The sequence below is a fragment of the Sphingobium phenoxybenzoativorans genome, from assembly GCF_001757355.1.
Taxonomy (GTDB): domain Bacteria; phylum Pseudomonadota; class Alphaproteobacteria; order Sphingomonadales; family Sphingomonadaceae; genus Sphingobium; species Sphingobium phenoxybenzoativorans.
The window spans coordinates 107734-125987 of sequence record NZ_MINO01000006.1; the positions used below are offsets into that span (position 1 = coordinate 107734).

Consider the following 18254-nt stretch of genomic DNA (forward strand, 5'->3'; position numbering starts at 1 on the left):
GAAAAGCCGCTGCCGCTCAGGGCCGCGCTGGCATGGTGAAAATGAAACGGGCGCCCTGCCCCGGCGCGCTTTCGACGGTAATTTCTCCCCCCATCGCCCGCGCCAGCTTGCGGGAGATGTAGAGGCCAAGGCCGCTGCCATGGGAATCCTCCCGGCCCAGCCGCTCAAACTTGTCGAAGATGCGCTCCTGATCGTCCAGCGCAATGCCGCGGCCTTGATCGGCCACTACCACCCGCGCCATGCCATCCTCATTTTCCAGCCGGACCCAGACCATCGATCCTTCGGGGGAATAGCGCAGGGCATTGCCGAGCAGGTTGACCATCACCTGCAGCGCGCGGCGGAACTCGCCGATGGCCAGCAATTGCTCGTCCATGCGCGGCGCATCGATACGGATATGGCGATCGGCGGCCTTGACCGCCAGCAAGCCGGCCGTGCGGCGTGCAATATCGGCCAGGTCAACCTCCTCACGCGCCACGGTGAAGTCGGGACGGTCGATCGCCTGCAGATCGGCAAGGTCGTCGACCAGTTCCATCAGGTGACGGCCCGCCGATCCGATATCGGCGGCATAGGCGGCATAATCCTCCCGCAGTGGCCCTTCCAACTGGCCGCTGATCGTATCGGCATTGGCGATAATCCGGCCGAGCGGCTGGCGCAGAGCGCGATCGAGGCGGCGGCCGAACAGGGGCGAGAAAGAAGCGGCGATCTCGCCCTCCTCTCCTTCCACGTCCACGGCTTCTTCGACCGCTTCCGCCATGGTGGCGATGCCGCGATAGCCCATCAGGCGGCCGGTAATGTCGAACAGCGGAATGCCGGACAGAATAAGGTCCTCGCCAGCACCATGTACGGCCCTCGCCCGCTGGCCCGCAAAGGGACGGCGTTCGGCAAGCGCTTCCAGGATCGGCATCTCGCCGGATTCCGCCGCCAGCAGCTTAAGATGCGCCGTCAGGCGCGCGCCGGGACCGGGCAGGCCCGGCCCATCGCCATCAACCGTGACGAAACGCATCTGCGTATCGATCTGCCACGACCAGCCGTCATGCCCCGGCTTTTCCACCAGCGGATCGAGAAACGCCGTGCGCGGATGGAGAGGCCGCTCACGCCAGTCCAGGATGGAAAGCTCAACCACATCGTCGCCCGGTTCCGCCCGCACCCAGAGGTCGAGGTCGACATCCTGCCCCGCCGCGATCACGGGACGGGAGAGAATGACCTTCAGCCGCCAGCATAGCCGGGCAAGGGCGGCCAGTTGCGGCACAAGCAAGGCGTCGCCCAGATCGCCGCCCGCATCATGTTGCAGGGCGAGAACGGGACCATCCGCGCTCAACAGCACGCCTTCCGCCGAAACGGTCGCGGTGATGACATCGCTGTGCGCGGGCAACATGTTCATGCGCTGCTGGCGGGATCGATCAGGGCAAGCTTGGCGCGCAATTCCGCCGGGCCGCGCATGCTGGCGATGGCGACTTGGCCATCGGCGTCGGTCCAACCGTCAAAGGCGGCGGTGAGCGCGACAATCGCCGAATCGTCAAGATCGCGCCGCACAGGCTGAATCTGGAGCAGCAGATGGCGGCAATCGGATGCGGAACCGCCCAGCACATGACATAGCGCGGCAATCCGTTGCGCCGGAGCATGGACAAGCGCGTCCAGCACCGCATGCGCGGGCATGCCTGCGCGTTCGCCCGCAAACGCCGCGAACAGGAGCATGCGGCGATGGGCCAGCGCCTGCCCAAGCAATTCGCCTTCATCCGGCCGTCCGCGCAAGAGGCGCGCAATCCTGCTGGCCCGCGCAACCGGCGTCTCGCCCTCATCATGCGCGGCAATGATGTTGGCGGCGGCTGTGGCGATCAATGTCTGCACGGACAGCGGATCGGCCAGGCCGGTGCGGCCAATCCCCGCCACGCTGAGCGCGGTCACGGTCCAGACGATATCCGCGAACTGCTCTGCGGGAAGGTCGGCCGCCATTGCTGCATGTTCGCCCTGTACGGTCGCCCAGCGCAATTCAGCCAGGGAAAGCGCGCTTGCCTGCGCCGCCACATCGGGATCGGCGTCATAATGCAGCCAGGAAATATCCTCGCCATCGCGGGCGACGGGATTGTCCGTGCCCAGACCCGCCTGACGCGTGAGCAAGCCGATGGCCGCCCGGATGCGCATCTGCGCGATCAGATCAGCGCCGATCAACTGCGGATTGGCCTGAAGGCCCACCCATGCAGATCCTTCCCTTATGGCCGAAAAAGCGGAAGCAAGCGCGGTGCCGGACAGCGCATCGCGCAATTCCGCTTCCACCGCGTTCACGCATCCCGCCAGATGACGGCGGGTTTCGCTGATCAGCGCGTCCGTCCACAGGGAGCCGCCAACCGGCAAAAATTGTGCGAGATCAAGCATGTGCAGGATCGGCCCGCCGACCGAACCGATGGCCGCCATCAGAGGACGGGAGCCGACCGGAAAGGTCGCTCCATGATCTAGCGGCATGGCGCTCATGGACAGCACCATAGGGCTGCGTGGTTAATTTGCACTAAACCCCAGTTGTAAAACCCGTCCTCGAAAATCGCTTAGCTTTCCGGGCTTTCATTGCCCAGAACCGCCAACCCCAGCGACAGGATCGCGCAGGCGATCGCCAATGTCAGACCGAAGTGGAAATAACCGCCGCCGGTGGTGACAAGAAGGATCAGCAGCGCCGATCCCGGCGTCAGTATCGCCCATTTCCGCGCGCCCGGAAAGCGGCCGGACCGCAGGCCCAGCATTAATATGGCGAGCAGTCCGGCCAGATAGAGCCCCTCCATCGTCCTGTCCGCCTCGCTGCCCAGAAGGGCGATGCCGGCCAGCACGATCAGATGCGGCATGACGCCCATCCAGCCTTCCAGGCCACCCCTGCGGGCCAGTTGCACCAGCCGGTCCACCGTCAGCGACAATAGGATCGCGGCGAGAAACAGGAGCAACGCGATCATCGGCCAGGCCAGCAATGTCGCGACTATGCCGATCAGCGCCACGGCGATCGCTCCGGCGCGCACCTGCGCTGCCGGGACCTGACTGCGCAGAAATTCCGGGGCGATGCGCGCCGCCAATGGGGCGATAAGCATCCGTTCCGCACCCGCTTCCCCTGCAGGGGCGCGCTTCCCGGCCAGAAGCGCGCGGGACACCAGATCCGCCTCCGCCTGACTGCCGACAAGGGCCAGGCGCGCCTCCATCACATCTTCTGCAGGCACGGCGATACGCTGACTGCCCGCCTGAACGACGGCGCGGACCAGCGTCAGTTCCAGATCCCAGTCGCCGATCATGTCCAGCGTGCCGAACAGCACGTCGGGCGACACGCGGGCAAGGCCGGCCCAGCGCTGGCCCGCATCAATCCGTTCGAACCGCGCGGTCGTGGCGCTATCCTCGGTCACCAGCAGCACATTGCCCGGCTGGGCGGCGACCGCGCCATAGAAACGCTGCGGCACTATGGCTCCGTCCGCGACCAGCAGCATGTCGCGGTCACGCGGCGCCTCGCGCAGCAGCGACACCATGTCGCGGACGATGGAGACGGAAATGCCGTCAGCCGTCAGACTGTCTATCGCCCGCGACAAGGACTGGGTGACCGCCCCCACCAATATCATCACCTGATCGGCGCCAGCCTCCGCCGCCTGCCGCACCTGATATTCCAACAGGCTATTGCCCGCGAAATGCAGGTTGGCGCGCAAAACGCCAAGCGAATCGCTCGCCGCCTGGCTGGCACAGATTATCGCCGAAAAAGACATGAAAGTGCGGACCCGGAAAGCAATGCTTTACCCGCCTTCTCGCAACAGCGGAGGCCGGGCGCAAGTGCGGGCTTTGCATGCTGTGCGTCTGCCGTGCGGAGAGGCCGCACGGCGGGGAAATCAGCCGAGGGCGAATTCCGTCACGGCCGCGCGCAGGCGGCGCAGCATTTTGGGATCGCCCGGCGCGGACTGCGCAGCTTCATCGGCCAGCGCCATCAGGCCGGATACGCCGAAGCTCGCCGCCAGCCCTTTCAGGCGATACGCGGCCAGTTGCCAGTTGGCGTCGCAACGCGCGCGGCTGAGAAGATCGAGCTGACGCTCCGCGCTTTCGAGGAACGCCGTGCGCAGATCCGCGATCAATCCCGCATCGTCGCCGACAGCAGCGGCAAGGGCGGCGTCCAAAGCTCCCGGATCATAAGACATAAGCCAATCGTTACCCGTCAGGAGGTTAACTTTTCGTTGCGAATAGGCGTTTGCGCGGACCAAAAACATGGTACAGAACGGGACATGAATGGGGGAAACAAGATCATTGGCCTGCGCCGCCAATCTGAGGCCGATGAGGCGCAGCCAGCCGTGACCGACGACGAGCTTCTGCTCGAGGAATATTATTCTTCCGAGTTCTCCGATCAGCCCGTCTCGGCGGGTTGGCCGGCCGTTGCGCGGGTCGTTTTGGCGGCAAGCGCCGCGATATGGACCATCTTCACTCTATGGGTGATGTTCGGGCGGGGTCAGCCCCTGCCTCCGGTCGAGGCGATCCCCGGCGCAGTCGCCACCTTCGCCATCCCCCTGGTGCTGATCGGGACGCTGTACCTCCTGCTGATTCGCAACAGCCACGCCGAATCGCGGCGGTTTCAGAAGGCCGCGGAAAGCCTGAGACTCGAAAGCGAAGCGCTTGAGCAGAAACTGTCCCGAATCGGCACACAATTGGCCAATGCCAAGGCAGCGATGCAGGAGCAGGCGCTGCTTCTGGAAAATTACGGCGCCGCCGCCAGCGCGAATATGGAAGCATCCGCCAAGCTGATCGCATCGAGCGCCGCCGAGGCCGCCGACCACACGATGACGGCGGAGAAGGCCGGGGCCGAACTCGCCGGACAGATGACGGAACTGGTGCGGACCCTCCCCTCCCTGCAGGAGCGGGCAAACTCCATGTCCGCGCATCTGATGGAAAGCAGCCAGGCGATGACCGGCCGCATCGATTCGCTGGAGCGGCGGCTGCAGGCGGTCATGGCCATTTCTGACGATGCGCGGTTGCGCACCCTGTCCGCGACCAAGAGCCTGACGACCCAATTGGCACAGTTGCAGGAGGAAACCCGTTCCGCCTCCGACGAAATCAACGGCATGGCGGAACAGGCCGCCCAGCGGATCGACGCCGCGATAACCGGCGCGCGCGCCGCGCTGGAGGAAACGGGCATGGGCCTGGAAGCGCAGGCCACATCGCTCAACGCGCTCGTCGAACAGTCGCGCACCGCGATCACCGGCATAGGCGGTGAGGCCGTCACCGGTTTTCAGGGGCACAGCCAGAGCATCGAAGCCAGACTGCTTGAGCTTTCGCGCATTCTGGAGGGGCATCAGCAGATCAGTGCGGGGCTGAGCGACGACCTGACCGGCAAGCTGGACTTTGTCGAGAGCCGGTTCGGCGAATTTGAGAAGCAGGGCTTGGCGCGCAACGAACGCATCGCGTCCACCCTGGCGACCGTCGCTGCCGAGGCGGAACGGATGGACCGCGCCCTGGCGGCGGGCAACAGCACCGCCGAACAGCTTATTTCCCGGTCCGAAAGCTTGCTGATGGCGCTGGATTCCAGCGTGCGCGAGATTGAGGAAACCTATCCCGCGGCGCTGGGGCGGCTTGACGGCCGGGTCGAGGAGACGCGCAAGCTGCTGGCGAGCGCGGAGCCGGAGATCGAGAAGCTGGAAACAATCGCCCAATCGGTACTCGGCCGCACACAGGAAACCGAGGAACTGCTGCGCGATCAGGCCAAGCGGCTCAACGAGCTTCTGGAGACGACCGGCGAAAATCTCGCCAGCAACCGCAGCGAGGTCGAGATGCTGCGCGACGTGCTCTACAGCGCGGACGAGGGCGCGGCGCGGCTTAAGGAAAGCGCCGGGCCGCAACTGGTCGCGGCGCTTGTCCGGGTCAAGGATACGGCTGACCAGGCGGCGGAGCGCGCGCGGCAGTCGCTGGCGCGGGCCATTCCCGATGCGGCCGACGCGCTGGGCAAGGCCAGCGCGGACGCCTTGAAGAATGCCGTCAGCGAACAGGTGACCGCGCAGATCGCGCAGCTTTCAAGCGTTGCGGATCAGGCCATCGATGCCGTCAGCGCCGCGACCGATCGGCTGGACCGGAAAATCCAGGCGATGTCCGAGAGCAGCAACAGCATCGAACAGAAGATTCTGCAGGCGGATGAAGCCGTCGCCGCGCGCGACCGCGATCATTATACGCGCCGTTCCAAGGACTTGATCGAATCGCTCAACAGCACGGCCATCGACATCACCAAGGTCTTGTCGAGCGACGTGACCGATCTTGACTGGGCCGATTATCTGAAGGGCGACCGGGGCGTATTCACCCGCCGGGCCGTCCGCCTTCTCGATGCCGGCGAAGCGCGCGAGATCGGCCTGCAATATGACGGCAATGCCGAGTTCCAAGAGCATGTGAACCGCTACATCCATGATTTTGAAGGGATGCTGCGGATCATCCTGGGCGCGCGCGACGGCAATGCCCTCGCTGTGACCCTGCTGTCGTCCGATATGGGCAAGCTGTATGTCGCGCTGGCGCAGGCGATCGACCGGCTGCGCTAAGGCCGCAACATCGCTCCAGCGTATTTCCCTGGGTTATAGTGCGTGCTCCTGCGAAGGCAGGAGTCCAGTCCAAAGGCCGGAACCAGGCGCCTGCCTTCGCAGGAGCACAACCGCTCGCCGGATGGTATAACCAGCTCTGTTGAGGGCAGTGGAGCCATTGCGCGGGCCGCAAACTTTGGCCCGATCAACCCCGCTCCACTCAGCGCCAACCAGCCCTATCCGCCCTTGCTCATCGCAATCAGCGTATCCGCGCTAAGCCAGCCATAGACATAATTGGCATAATAGAGACCAAAAAGCACAGCCGACAGGATCGTCGCGCGCAGGGCGACAAGACCGGGCCGGAAATTGCTCGGCGCGCTGTCCGCCTGCCCCGGCACCTTCACCTCCCCGGTTTCGTCCGGCGTCCTGATGCCCAGCGGCAGCATGATGAAGGCGCTGATCACCCAGAACAGCATGTAGATGGCGAATATGGCGTAGAGGTTCATGGGTCTGGTTCGGATCAGGCGTGGACGATCAGCACGTCTACTACAGGCTTCTTGCCCGTCCAGCGCGACGCCGTGCGGCGGACGGCAAGGCGCACGCGCTCACGCAGGGCTTCGGTCTCCTTCGATCCCTTTCCGACCGCGGAACCGGCCTCCTCCTCCGCCTCGCCGATAAAGGCGTCGCGATCTTCCTCGACCGGCACGCCCTGAAGCCGGATGCTGGGCTTGCCGACCAGCGCCCCGCCCTTGTTCACGGCCACAGCCACGCTGATCTGCCCATGCAGGCCGAGCTTGCGCCGCTCGTTCATCGTCGATCCGTCAGCGGGCAGGATGACATCGCCGTCCAGCACCAGCCGCCCGACCGTCTCGCGCCCCAACAGCTTCGGCCCATCGGGGGCCAGCCGGATCAGGTCGCCATTGCCCTGGACAATCGCCTGCGGAATGCCCTCCGCCAGCCCAAGCCGCGCCTGCTCCGCCATATGGCGCATCTCGCCATGCACGGGCAGCAGGATTTGCGGCCTGATCCAGCGATACATGGCCTGCAGCTCCGGCCGGCCGGGATGGCCCGACACATGCACCTCGGCCTGGCGATCCGTCACCATCCCGATCCCCTTGGTCGCCAGCGCATTCTGGATGCGGCCGATGGCGATCTCATTGCCGGGAATCTGCTTGGAGGAAAAGACGACCAGATCGCCTTCGGAAAGCTTGATCGGATGGCTGTCGAAGGCGATGCGGGCCAGAGCCGCGCGCGCCTCGCCCTGCCCGCCGGTGGCGATGATCATCACCTTGTCGCGGGGCATGTCCATCACATCGTCCCAATCGACCGTCGGTGGGAAATCCTTCAGATAGCCGGCGCTCTTGGCGGTGGAGATGATGCGGTCCAGCGACCGGCCTGCCACACAGACGGAGCGGCCGGTGGCGTTCGCGACTTCGCCCAATGTCTGTAAACGCGCGGCGTTGGACGCAAAGGTGGTGACAAGAACGCGCGCCTTGGCGTTCTTCACCACCTCCAGCAACCCTTCGCGCACCGCCCCTTCCGATCCGCTGGCTTCCGGGTTGAAGACATTAGTGCTGTCGCACACCAGCGCCAGCACGCCCTCGTCGCCAATGGCGGTCAACTGCTCCGGGGTGGAAGGGACGCCCAGCAATGGCCGCTCGTCCAGCTTCCAGTCGCCGGTATGGAATATGCGGCCGTGCGGCGTATCGATCACCAGCGCATTGCCCTCCGGGATCGAATGGGCCAGCGGCATATAGCGGAAACCGAACGGGCCAAGCTGAAAGCTCGCCTCATTCTCTATGACATGCAGCTTCACCTCATCGGCCAGCCCCTCCTCCTCCAGCTTCAGGCGGATCAGCCCGGCGGTGAAGGGGGTGGCGTAGAGCGGCACATCCAGGTCCGCGGCGAGATAAGGTATCGCACCGATATGATCCTCATGCCCATGGGTCAGGACGATGCCCAGAAGGTCGTCCCGCCGCTCCTCGATGAAGGACAGGTCGGGCAGGACCAGTTCGACGCCCGGATAGGCCGGATCGGCAAAGGTCAGGCCCAGATCGACCATCACCCATTTGCCCTGCGTGCCGTAGAGATTGACGTTCATGCCGATCTCCCCCGACCCGCCCAGGGCCAGGAAGAACAGCTCATCTTTAGGGGTCATTATCTATTCAAACTCCGCTCATGCATCAGCGCCAGCCCCTGAATGGTGAGGTCGGGCGCTATCGCATCGAAAATATCACTATGATCGTCGAACAGGACGGCCAAGCCGCCGGTCGAGATCACCTTTACCGGACGGCCGATCTGCGCGCGCATCCGCGCCACCAGCCCCTCCATCATCGCCACATAGCCCCAGAAAACGCCGATCAGCATCTGGTCCTCCGTCGTCCGCCCGATGACCGACCGGTCCTCCGGCGCTGCTATGGCGATACGGGGCAGCTTTGCGGCAGCGGCGACCAGCGCGTCCAGCGACAGGTTGATGCCCGGCGCGATAATGCCGCCCTTATAGGCGCCGCTATAATCGACAACATCATAGGTGGTCGCCGTACCGAAATCGATGACGATCAGGTCGCCCGGATATAGGTGGTGCGCCGCGATGGCGTTGACAACCCGGTCCGCGCCCACCGACGCCGGCTCGGCCACGTCCAGTTCAATGCCCCATTCGACCGGAGCGTGACCGGCGATCAGCGGCTCGACCCGGAAATATTTCGTCGCCAGCACCTCCAGATTATGGAGCGCGCGCGGCACCACCGTCGCGATGATCACGGCATCGACATTCTTCATCGAATAGCCGCCCAGTATCAGGAGCTGGTTCAGCCAAACGGCATATTCATCGGCGGTGCGGCGGGGGTCGGTCGCGATACGCCAGCGGGCGCGGATTCTCTGCCCGTCGACAAGCGCGAAAACGACATTGGTGTTGCCCGCATCAACGGCGAGAAGCATGGAATTTCCCTTGGCTGTCAGACCAGAAAGACGTCGCCGGCATGAATGGCACGGGTGGCCCCGTTATCCAAGCGCAGGATCAGCTCTCCACCCGAAGAAAGATGGTCGAACCGCCCGTCAAGAACCTCTCCATCGGGCAGGCTGACCCGCAGCGGCGTTCCGGGCCGGTGCGCGGCGGCAAGCCAGCGCATGCGGATGGGGTCAAGGCCATAGGTGCGCCAGGCATGGAGCGTGTCAGCGAAAACCGGCGCGATGGAGTCTATCAGTGTCCCGGCGCTGCTCTCAACCGCGCCCAGCGCCCACAGGCTGGTGGTCGGCCGGTCCGCTATCTGCGGATGCGCCATCACATTGACGCCGATGCCGATGATGATCGCATCGCCTGTCCGCTCCAGCAGCATGCCGCACAGTTTCGCCGGTCCCGCCATGATGTCGTTGGGCCATTTGATCTGCGTACGGCCGGGGACAAGGGCATCGATCGCCTGATGCACGGCGACGGCCGTGACCAGCGCAAGCGTCGGCGGCGGCGGGTCGCCGGGGCGGACGCGTACGATGGTCGAGCAATAGAGATTGCCGGCCGGGCTTTCCCAGTCGCGGCCCAGACGCCCCCGGCCGCCGCTCTGCCGTTCGGCGCGCAGCCAGGTCCCCTCGCCCACGCCGTCCCCCGCCAACGTCCGCATGTCGGCGTTGGTGGAGACGGTCTCCGCGACTGTGCGGATATCGATCAGAACAGCGAGGCCGCAGCCGCAGCCGACACGCTGTCGAGGAAGGGATTGAGAAGATAGCCCAGAACCACCACCGCGGCGCATGCGGTCATGATCACACCCTCAACCTTGCTGCCGCCCGGCGCATATTCCGCCGCCGGTTCGTCAAAGTAGATCGTCTTGATGATCTTGAGATAATAGAAGGCGCCGATCACCGACGCGGCGATGCCGAACACCGCCAGACCCGTCAGCCCGGCCGCCACGGCCGCATCGAACACCAGGAACTTCGCCCAGAAACCGAACAGCGGCGGAATGCCCGCAAGGCTGAACATGAAGATCGCAAAGCAGGCCGCAAGCCCCTTGCGGCTCTGCGACAGGCCGGACAGGCTGGCGATCGTCTCGACCGGATTGCCGTCCTTGTCGCGCATCTGCAGGACGCAGAGGAAGCTGCCCAGCGTCATCACGATGTAGATGGCGAGGTAGCTCATGGTCGCGGCGACGCCTGCGGGGGTGCCGGCGGCAAGCCCCACCAGCGCGAAGCCGATATTGTTGATCGACGAATAGGCGAGCAGGCGCTTGATGTTGGTTTGGCCAATGGCGGCCACCGCGCCCAGCAGGATGGAGGTGAGCGCGACGAAGATCACGATCTGCTGCCACGCCATGCCCGCCGGCCCCATCGCCTCTATGGCGACGCGAATGGTCAGGCCCAGCGCCGCAACCTTGGGCGCGCTGGCGAAGAAGGCGGTCACCGGGGTCGGCGCGCCCTCATAGACGTCCGGGGTCCACATATGGAACGGCACGGCGCTGATCTTGAAGGCCAGGCCGGACAGCACGAACACCATGCCGAACAGCTCACCGTTCGACACGCCGTCGCCCAGCGCAGCGGCGATGCCGCCAAAGCTGGTCGTGCCGGAGAAGCCGTAGAGCAGCGAAATGCCGTAGAGCAGGATGCCGCTGGCCAGCGCGCCGAGCACGAAATATTTCAGGCCCGCTTCCGACGAGCGCTCATCCTGCCGCATGAAGCTGGCAAGGACATAGGCGGCAAGGCTGTTCATCTCCAGCCCGACATAGAGCGTCAGCAGGTCGCTGGACGACACCATCATACCCATGCCGATGCAGGCGAACAGGATCAGGATGGGATATTCGGCCCGCAGCGCACCGCCCTGCGCAAAGAAGCGCGGCGCGACGATGATGCTGACGGCGGCCGCCAGATAGATCAGCACCTTGGCGAAACCGGCGAAGGCGTCGGCCTGGTACAGACCGTCAAAGGCGCTGCCGCCGGTCGTGGGCAGCCCGTTGAGCGACAGTGCGGCGGCGATCAGCACGCCGACCGAGGCCCAGGATACAGCAGGGGTCGTGCGATCACCGGCATAGGCGGCGACCATCAGAAGGACGAGGCCGCCGGCTGTCAGGACCAGCTCCGGCATGACCATCAGGAGGGAAGCAGTTTCGATCATCAGTGCGCCTCCCCCGGCGCTGCATGGGCGGCCGGTTCATGGCCCCCGGATTCAGGAGTAGAAGGTTCGTGCGTCGCAGCGCCATGGGCGTCGTGACCGGCGGGCTTGGGCGCACCCATCTTGATCTGCGCATCGCCCGGCGGCACGGCGCGTGCCAGTCGCGCTTCCAATGTCTGGATATCCGCGCGCATCGGGGCCAGGAAGCTTTCCGGATAGACGCCCATCCACAGCACGGCGGCGGCGATCGGGGCCAGCAGCCACATTTCGCGCCCTGACAGATCTTCCATCGCGGCCGCATCGGCATTCACCTGGTCGCCATAGCAGACCCGGCGATAGAGATAGAGCATATAGGCCGCGCCCAGGATGATGCCGGTCGTCGAAACCAGCGCGACCCAGCTCGACGCCTTGTAAACGCCCATCAGCGCCAGAAACTCGCCGACAAAGTTGCTCGTGCCCGGCAGGCCGACCGACGCCATGGTGAACAGCAGGAACAGCACGGCATATTTCGGCATGTTGATCGACAGGCCGCCATAGCGGCTGATCTCACGGGTATGCAGCCGGTCGTAGATGACGCCCACGCACAGGAACAGCGCGCCGGACACCAGACCGTGGCCCAGCATCACCATCATCGCGCCCTCAATGCCATGGGTGTTGAGCGCGAACAGGCCGACCGTCACGATCGCCATATGCGCGACCGAGGAATAGGCGATCAGCTTCTTCATGTCGTTCTGCACCAGCGCGACGAGGCTGGTGTAAACGACCGCGACCATCGACAGGCCGAACACCAGCGGCGCGAACTGCGCGGACGCCTCCGGGAACATCGGCATGGAGAAGCGGATGAAGCCATAACCGCCCATCTTCAACAACACGCCCGCCAGGATCACGGAACCCGCGGTCGGCGCCTGCACATGCGCATCCGGTAGCCAGGTATGAACCGGCCACATCGGCATCTTCACCGCAAAGCTGGCGAAGAAAGCAAGCCACAGCCATGTCTGCGCATGGGCCGGGAAATCCGTCTCCATCAGCACCGGAATGCTGGTCGTTCCCGCCTCATGCACCATCCACATCATCGCGATCAGCATCAGCACCGATCCGAGCAGGGTGTAGAGGAAGAATTTATAGCTGGCGTAGATGCGATCCGCGCCGCCCCAGATGCCGATGATCAGGTACATCGGGATCAGTCCCGCCTCGAACATCACGTAAAAGAGGTAGATATCCTGCGCCGTAAAGACGCCGATCATCAGCACCTCCATCAGCAGGAAGGCCGCCATATATTCGCCGACGCGCTTGTCGATCGCCACCCAGCTCGCGCCGATGCAGATCGGCATCAGGAACACGGTCAGCGCAATCAGCATCAGGGCGATGCCGTCAATGCCGAGTGCCCAGGCGAAGCGGCCGAAGATCGGCGCATATTCAGTGAACTGCCACTGCGCACCGCTGCCCGACTGATCGAAGTTGATCCACAGGATGATGCCCAGAACCAGATCGGCCAGCGTCGCCGCCAGCGCGATCCAGCGGGCCGTCTGCGCGCCGCTGAACAGGCAGGCGATGGCCCCCGCCATCGGCACCGCCATCATCAGGGAAAGGATAGGAAAGCCGCCCATTATCGTACGATCGCCCAGGTTGCAGCCGCGGCGAGCCCGATCAGCATCACCAGCGCATAGGTGTAGAGATAGCCCGACTGGAGCTTACGGGTGACCTTGCCGCCCTGGACAACCAGCGCGGACAGGCCATTCGGGCCGAAGCGGTCGATGAAGCCGACATCACCGAACTTCCAGAAGAAGCGGCCGATGGCAAAGGCGGGCTTCACGAAGATCGCATTATACAGCTCGTCGAAATACCATTTGTGCAGCAGGAAATCGTAGAGAACGCTGAACTGCTCGACAAAGGCGCGCGGCCAGTCGGTGTGGCGGATGTAGCTGAGCCATGCGATGGCCAGGCCCGTCAGCATCACCGTGAACGGCGAGAATTTGACCCAGACCGGCACTTCGTGCGCGGCGTGCATCAGATGCGCATCGAACGCTATCGCGCCCCGCCAGAACTCGCCGCCTTCTTCCGCCCCGATGAACTGGTGATGGAAGATGAAGCCCGCAAACACCGCGCCGAAGCTCAGCACGATCAACGGGATCAGCATCACCCAGGGGCTTTCGTGCGGATGATATCCGCCTGTGCCGGTAACCGGTGCATGATGCCCATGGCCATGAACGTCATGACCATGCGCATGAACCGCATGCCCCGCATCTTCGTCCGCCGGATGATCATGATGACCATGATCATGCAGCGCATGCTGGATATGCTCGGACGCTGCCCAGCGCGGCTTGCCGAAGAAGGTCAGGAACACCAGGCGCCAGCTATAGAAGCTGGTCAGCAACGCCGCAAACACGCCGACCAGGAAGGCCAACTGCCCGCCGCCGCCCGAAGCGTAGGCCGCCTCCAATATGCCGTCCTTCGAGAAGAAGCCGGCAAAACCGAAAGTGGTCAGCGGAATGCCGACGCCTGTGATGGCCAGCGTCCCCGCCGTCATAGCCCAGAAGGTGATCGGGATTTCCTTACGCAGCGCGCCATAATAGCGCATGTCCTGCTCATGATGCATCGCGTGGATCACCGAACCCGCGCCCAGGAACAGCAGCGCCTTGAAGAAGGCGTGGGTGAACAGGTGGAACATCGCCGCGCCATAGGCGCCAACGCCCGCCGCGAAGAACATATAGCCGAGCTGCGAGCAGGTCGAATAGGCGATCACGCGCTTGATGTCGTTCTGCACCGTGCCCACGGTCGCCGCGAACAGACAGGTCGCAGCGCCGACAAAGGTCACGACACCCAGCGCCGTCTCGCTGGTTTCGAACATCGGCGACAGGCGGCACACCATGAACACGCCCGCTGTCACCATCGTCGCCGCATGGATCAGCGCCGACACCGGCGTCGGGCCTTCCATCGCGTCCGGCAGCCAGGTGTGCAGGCCGAGCTGCGCCGACTTGCCCATCGCGCCAATGAACAGCAGCAGGCAGAGGACCGTCATCGTGTCGAAGCGATGCCCCAGGAAACCGATGGTCGAACCGGCCATGGCGGGGGCAGCCGCCAGGATTTCAGGGATGGAGATGGTATTGAACACCAGATAGGTGCCGAAAATACCCATCATGAAGCCAAGGTCGCCAACGCGGTTGACAACGAACGCCTTGATCGCAGCGGCATTGGCGCTCGGCTTCCTGAACCAGAAACCGATCAGCAGGTAGGAGGCAAGCCCCACGCCTTCCCAGCCGAAGAACATCTGCAGCAGGTTGTTGGCCGTCACCAGCATCAACATGGCGAAGGTGAAGAGCGAGAGATAGGCGAAGAAGCGCGGCTGATCCGGGTCCTCATCCATATAGCCCCAGCTATACAGGTGGACGAGCGCGGAGACCGAAGTGACCACGACCAGCATCACTGCCGTCATGGTGTCGACCCGCAGCGCCCACTGCGCATCGAAGCTGCCCGACTGAATCCAGGTGAATACCGGCGCAACATAAGGCTCGGCATGGCCGAACGCGAAGGACAGGAAGATCGGCCAGCTCATCGCACAGGACGCGAACAGCGCGCCCGTGGTGACGATCTTCGCCGGCACATTGCCGATCATGCGGTTGCCAAGGCCAGCGATGATCGCGGCCAGAAGCGGAAGAAGGACGATATAGAGGATCACTGGCCTTCAGCCCCTTCAAAAGCCACACCCGTTCGCCCTGAGCTTGTCGAAGGGCTGCACTTTTCTTTTGAAGAAAGACAGGGCTTCGACAAGCTCAGCCCGAACGGCGTTTTAGAATAGCTGGATCGCACCGGGATCACCCCTTCATCCGGTTGACGTCGTCGACGGCGATGGTGCCCCGTCCGCGGAAATAGATGACGAGGATCGCAAGCCCGATGGCCGCTTCGCCCGCCGCGACGGTCAGCACGAACATGGCGAACACCTGCCCCACCAGATCGCCCAGGAAAGCGCTGAAGGCGACGAGGTTGATGTTCACCGCAAGCAGGATCAGCTCGATCGCCATCAGGATGATGATGACATTCTTGCGATTGATGAAGATGCCGAGCACCCCCATCACGAACAGGATCGCGCTGATGACGAGATAATGCTGAAGGCCGATCATGACGGCATCCCCGAAATAGATGCCGTCACCCCAGCGAAGGTCGACGCGAGGCGCGTGACTCCCGTCGAAGTCTCAGGCCACAAGCGGTTCGAGTGAGGCACGAGATCCCAGCCTTCGCTGGGATGACGCGCATATGCTATGCGCATCACAGTTCCACCCCCTGCCCGACTGGCTGGTTGATATTGCGCACCGCATCCTGCGGGCGGCGCTGGTTCTGCTTCGCGATATTCTGCCCGCGCACTCCGCCCCGCGCCCGGTGCGTCAGGACGATCGCGCCGATCATGGCGACCAGCAGGACAATGCCCGCCGCCTCGAACAGGAAGATGTAGCGGGTGTAGAGCAATGCGCCGATCGCCTGGATATTCGGCACGTCGGCCGCCGCCGGGGCCGCGCGTTGCGCGAACTGGATCGGTCCCGCCTGCCAGATGCCGACGCCCAGGATGATTTCCATCAACAGGATGATCGCCATGATCGCGCCGAACGGCAGATAGGCGACGAAGCCCGCGCGCAATTCCGCGAAATCAATGTCCAGCATCATGACGACGAACAGGAACAGCACCGCCACCGCGCCGACATAAACGATGACAAGCAGCATCGCGATGAATTCTGCGCCCAGCAGGACCATCAGGCCCGCAGCGTTGAAGAATGCGAGGATCAGCCACAATACCGAATGCACCGGATTGCGCGCGAAGATCGTCATCGCGCCGCTCGCGATCACCACGCAAGCAAAGAGATAAAAGGCGAAGACGTGGATCATTGGTCCGCAAGACCCCCCAGAATCCGTTCGCCCTGAGCTTGTCGAAGGGCACGCCTGAACGAAGTGAAGGCACCTCGCTGCGCTCGGCAGAAGGCTTCGACTTCGCTCAGCCCGAACGGGATTGAATCAGACACCGCGCCCATTACCGGTACGGTGCATCGGCGGCAAGGTTCGCGGCGATTGCCCGTTCCCACTTGTCACCATTCTCAAGAAGCTTCGCCTTGTCGTAGATCAGCTCCTCACGGGTCTCCGTGGCGAACTCGAAATTCGGCCCTTCAACGATAGCGTCCACGGGGCATGCCTCCTGGCAGAAACCGCAATAGATGCACTTCGTCATGTCGATGTCGTAGCGGGTCGTGCGGCGGCTGCCATCGTCGCGCGGCTGCGCCTCGATGGTGATCGCCTGCGCCGGGCAGACGGCCTCGCACAGCTTGCACGCGATGCAGCGCTCTTCCCCGTTGGGATAGCGGCGCAGCGCATGCTCACCCCGGAACCGCGGCGAAATCGGGTTCTTCTCATAGGGGTAGTTGATCGTCGCCTTGGGCTTGAAGAAATATTTCAAGGTCAGCCAGTGCGCCTTCACAAACTCCCAAAGGGTGAAGCTTTTGACATAATAACCGAGGCTCATTGTGCGCCTCCATAGCGCGTCAGCATGAGGAAGCCCGAAACCAGGAATACCCAGAAGAGCGAGACGGGAAGGAAGATCTTCCAGCCCAGCCGCATAAGCTGGTCATAGCGGTAGCGGGGCACGGTCGCCTTCACCCAGGAGAAGACGAAGAAGAAGAACAGGATCTTGGCGAACAGCCAGATGATGCCAGGCACATAATAAAGCGGCGCCCAGTCGAACGGCGGCAGGTATCCACCCCAGAACAGGATGGCGTTCAGCGCACACATCAGGATGACGTTGGCATATTCGCCGAGCCAGTAGAGCGCGAAGGCCATGGACGAATATTCGGTCTGGTAGCCCGCGACCAGCTCGCTCTCCGCCTCGGTCAAATCGAACGGCGCGCGCGCGGTTTCGGCGAGGGCAGAGATCAGGAACATGATCGCCATCGGGAACAGCAGCGGGTTGAAGCCATTGCCGTTGATGAAACCGTAATAGCCCTTCTGGCTTTCGACGATCGTCGTCAGGTTGAACGACCCGGCCCAGAGCACGACGCTGATCAGGATGAAACCGATCGAGACTTCGTAGCTGATCATCTGCGCAGAGGCGCGGATCGCCGAATAGAAGGGATATTTGGAGTTGGAGGCCCAACCCGCCAGCACCACGCCATAGACACCCAGCGAACTGATCGCGAGGATGTAGAGCAGGCCGACATTGATGTTCGCCAGCACCACGCCAACATCGAAGGGCACCACCGCCCATGCCATGAGCGCGACGGTGAAGGTGATGATCGGCGCGATCAGGAACAGCACGCGGTTGGCGGCTGTCGGGATGATGGTTTCCTGCAGGAACACCTTCGCGCCGTCCGCAAAGGACTGCAGCAGACCGAAGGGACCGACGACGTTCGGCCCCCGGCGCAGCGCCATCGCCGCCCAGATCTTCCGGTCGGCATAGATGATCATCGCGACCGCCAGCATCAGCGGCAGCGCGATCACCAGGATGCCGATGATCGTCGAGAGGAACCAGGCCAGCGCATAGGGCGCGCCGAGGGTGGATTGGAAGAAGGCGGTCACAGAACTTGCCCCTTAACCGTCATCCCCGCGAAGGCGGGGACCCATCTCAAACCCTCACCCAGCCGACAAGCGGGGAGATGGGTTCCCGCCTTCGCGGGAATGACGAGGAT

Annotated in this window: 16 protein-coding genes; 1 reads left to right on the plus strand and 15 read right to left on the minus strand. The window is 63.7% G+C overall.

Features of this window, described 5'->3' with window-relative positions; all coding sequences use genetic code 11:
• Positions 1-16: 16 nt before the first annotated feature.
• The 4 genes from BHQ40_RS05270 to BHQ40_RS05285 all read right to left on the minus strand — a co-directional run bounded on the left by BHQ40_RS05270 (position 17) and on the right by BHQ40_RS05285 (position 4148).
• On the minus strand, positions 17-1381 hold the full coding sequence (locus BHQ40_RS05270) for a sensor histidine kinase (RefSeq protein WP_070153451.1): 1365 nt from the start codon (positions 1379-1381) through the stop codon (positions 17-19).
• Positions 1378-2469 carry a hypothetical protein gene (locus BHQ40_RS05275; protein ID WP_139139191.1) on the minus strand — a complete coding sequence of 364 codons (1092 nt, stop codon included), beginning with the start codon at positions 2467-2469 and terminating at the stop codon, positions 1378-1380. The genes BHQ40_RS05270 and BHQ40_RS05275 overlap by 4 nt, the downstream gene beginning before the upstream one ends.
• Positions 2470-2540: 71 nt before the next feature.
• Entirely contained in the window at positions 2541-3725 is a 1185-nt protein-coding gene (locus BHQ40_RS05280) for a hypothetical protein (RefSeq protein WP_070153459.1), read from the minus strand.
• Between the two features lie 120 nt (positions 3726-3845).
• The gene (locus BHQ40_RS05285; protein ID WP_070153462.1) at positions 3846-4148 is read right to left on the minus strand and encodes an Hpt domain-containing protein; all 303 of its coding nucleotides are present in this window, start codon (positions 4146-4148) and stop codon (positions 3846-3848) included.
• Positions 4149-4232: 84 nt separating this feature from the next.
• Between BHQ40_RS05285 and BHQ40_RS05290 the strand changes: the two genes are divergently transcribed.
• On the plus strand, positions 4233-6521 hold the full coding sequence (locus tag BHQ40_RS05290) for a coiled-coil domain-containing protein (protein ID WP_070153465.1): 2289 nt from the start codon (positions 4233-4235) through the stop codon (positions 6519-6521).
• 215 nt (positions 6522-6736) lie between these two features.
• Here BHQ40_RS05290 and BHQ40_RS05295 read toward each other — a convergent pair whose 3' ends face one another.
• The 11 genes from BHQ40_RS05295 to nuoH all read right to left on the minus strand — a co-directional run bounded on the left by BHQ40_RS05295 (position 6737) and on the right by nuoH (position 18144).
• Positions 6737-7006: a DUF1467 family protein gene (locus BHQ40_RS05295; protein WP_070153468.1), complete on the minus strand. Its 270-nt coding sequence runs from the start codon at positions 7004-7006 to the stop codon at positions 6737-6739.
• 14 nt (positions 7007-7020) lie between these two features.
• Positions 7021-8658: a ribonuclease J gene (locus tag BHQ40_RS05300; RefSeq protein WP_070153471.1), complete on the minus strand. Its 1638-nt coding sequence runs from the start codon at positions 8656-8658 to the stop codon at positions 7021-7023.
• On the minus strand, positions 8658-9437 hold the full coding sequence (locus BHQ40_RS05305; protein ID WP_070153474.1) for a type III pantothenate kinase: 780 nt from the start codon (positions 9435-9437) through the stop codon (positions 8658-8660). The genes BHQ40_RS05300 and BHQ40_RS05305 overlap by 1 nt, the downstream gene beginning before the upstream one ends.
• 17 nt (positions 9438-9454) lie before the next feature.
• Positions 9455-10159, minus strand: a complete 705-nt coding sequence (locus BHQ40_RS05310; RefSeq protein ID WP_290438418.1) for a biotin--[acetyl-CoA-carboxylase] ligase — start codon at positions 10157-10159, stop codon at positions 9455-9457.
• Entirely contained in the window at positions 10159-11595 is a 1437-nt protein-coding gene (nuoN, locus tag BHQ40_RS05315; protein WP_070153483.1) for an NADH-quinone oxidoreductase subunit NuoN, read from the minus strand. Before nuoN ends, BHQ40_RS05310 begins: the two co-directional genes overlap by 1 nt.
• Positions 11595-13199 carry an NADH-quinone oxidoreductase subunit M gene (locus BHQ40_RS05320; protein WP_070153486.1) on the minus strand — a complete coding sequence of 535 codons (1605 nt, stop codon included), beginning with the start codon at positions 13197-13199 and terminating at the stop codon, positions 11595-11597. The genes nuoN and BHQ40_RS05320 overlap by 1 nt, the downstream gene beginning before the upstream one ends.
• A complete protein-coding gene (nuoL, locus tag BHQ40_RS05325) occupies positions 13199-15268 on the minus strand; it encodes an NADH-quinone oxidoreductase subunit L (RefSeq protein WP_070153489.1) in 2070 nt (689 codons plus the stop codon). Before nuoL ends, BHQ40_RS05320 begins: the two co-directional genes overlap by 1 nt.
• A 136-nt stretch (positions 15269-15404) precedes the next feature.
• Positions 15405-15710 carry an NADH-quinone oxidoreductase subunit NuoK gene (nuoK, locus tag BHQ40_RS05330; protein ID WP_070153492.1) on the minus strand — a complete coding sequence of 102 codons (306 nt, stop codon included), beginning with the start codon at positions 15708-15710 and terminating at the stop codon, positions 15405-15407.
• Positions 15711-15855: 145 nt separating this feature from the next.
• The gene (locus BHQ40_RS05335) at positions 15856-16467 is read right to left on the minus strand and encodes an NADH-quinone oxidoreductase subunit J (RefSeq protein ID WP_070153495.1); all 612 of its coding nucleotides are present in this window, start codon (positions 16465-16467) and stop codon (positions 15856-15858) included.
• A 142-nt stretch (positions 16468-16609) separates the two neighbouring features.
• On the minus strand, positions 16610-17095 hold the full coding sequence (gene nuoI / locus BHQ40_RS05340; protein ID WP_021316169.1) for an NADH-quinone oxidoreductase subunit NuoI: 486 nt from the start codon (positions 17093-17095) through the stop codon (positions 16610-16612).
• Positions 17092-18144, minus strand: a complete 1053-nt coding sequence (nuoH, locus tag BHQ40_RS05345) for an NADH-quinone oxidoreductase subunit NuoH (RefSeq protein WP_070153498.1) — start codon at positions 18142-18144, stop codon at positions 17092-17094. Before nuoH ends, nuoI begins: the two co-directional genes overlap by 4 nt.
• Between the last annotated feature and the right edge of the window lie 110 nt (positions 18145-18254).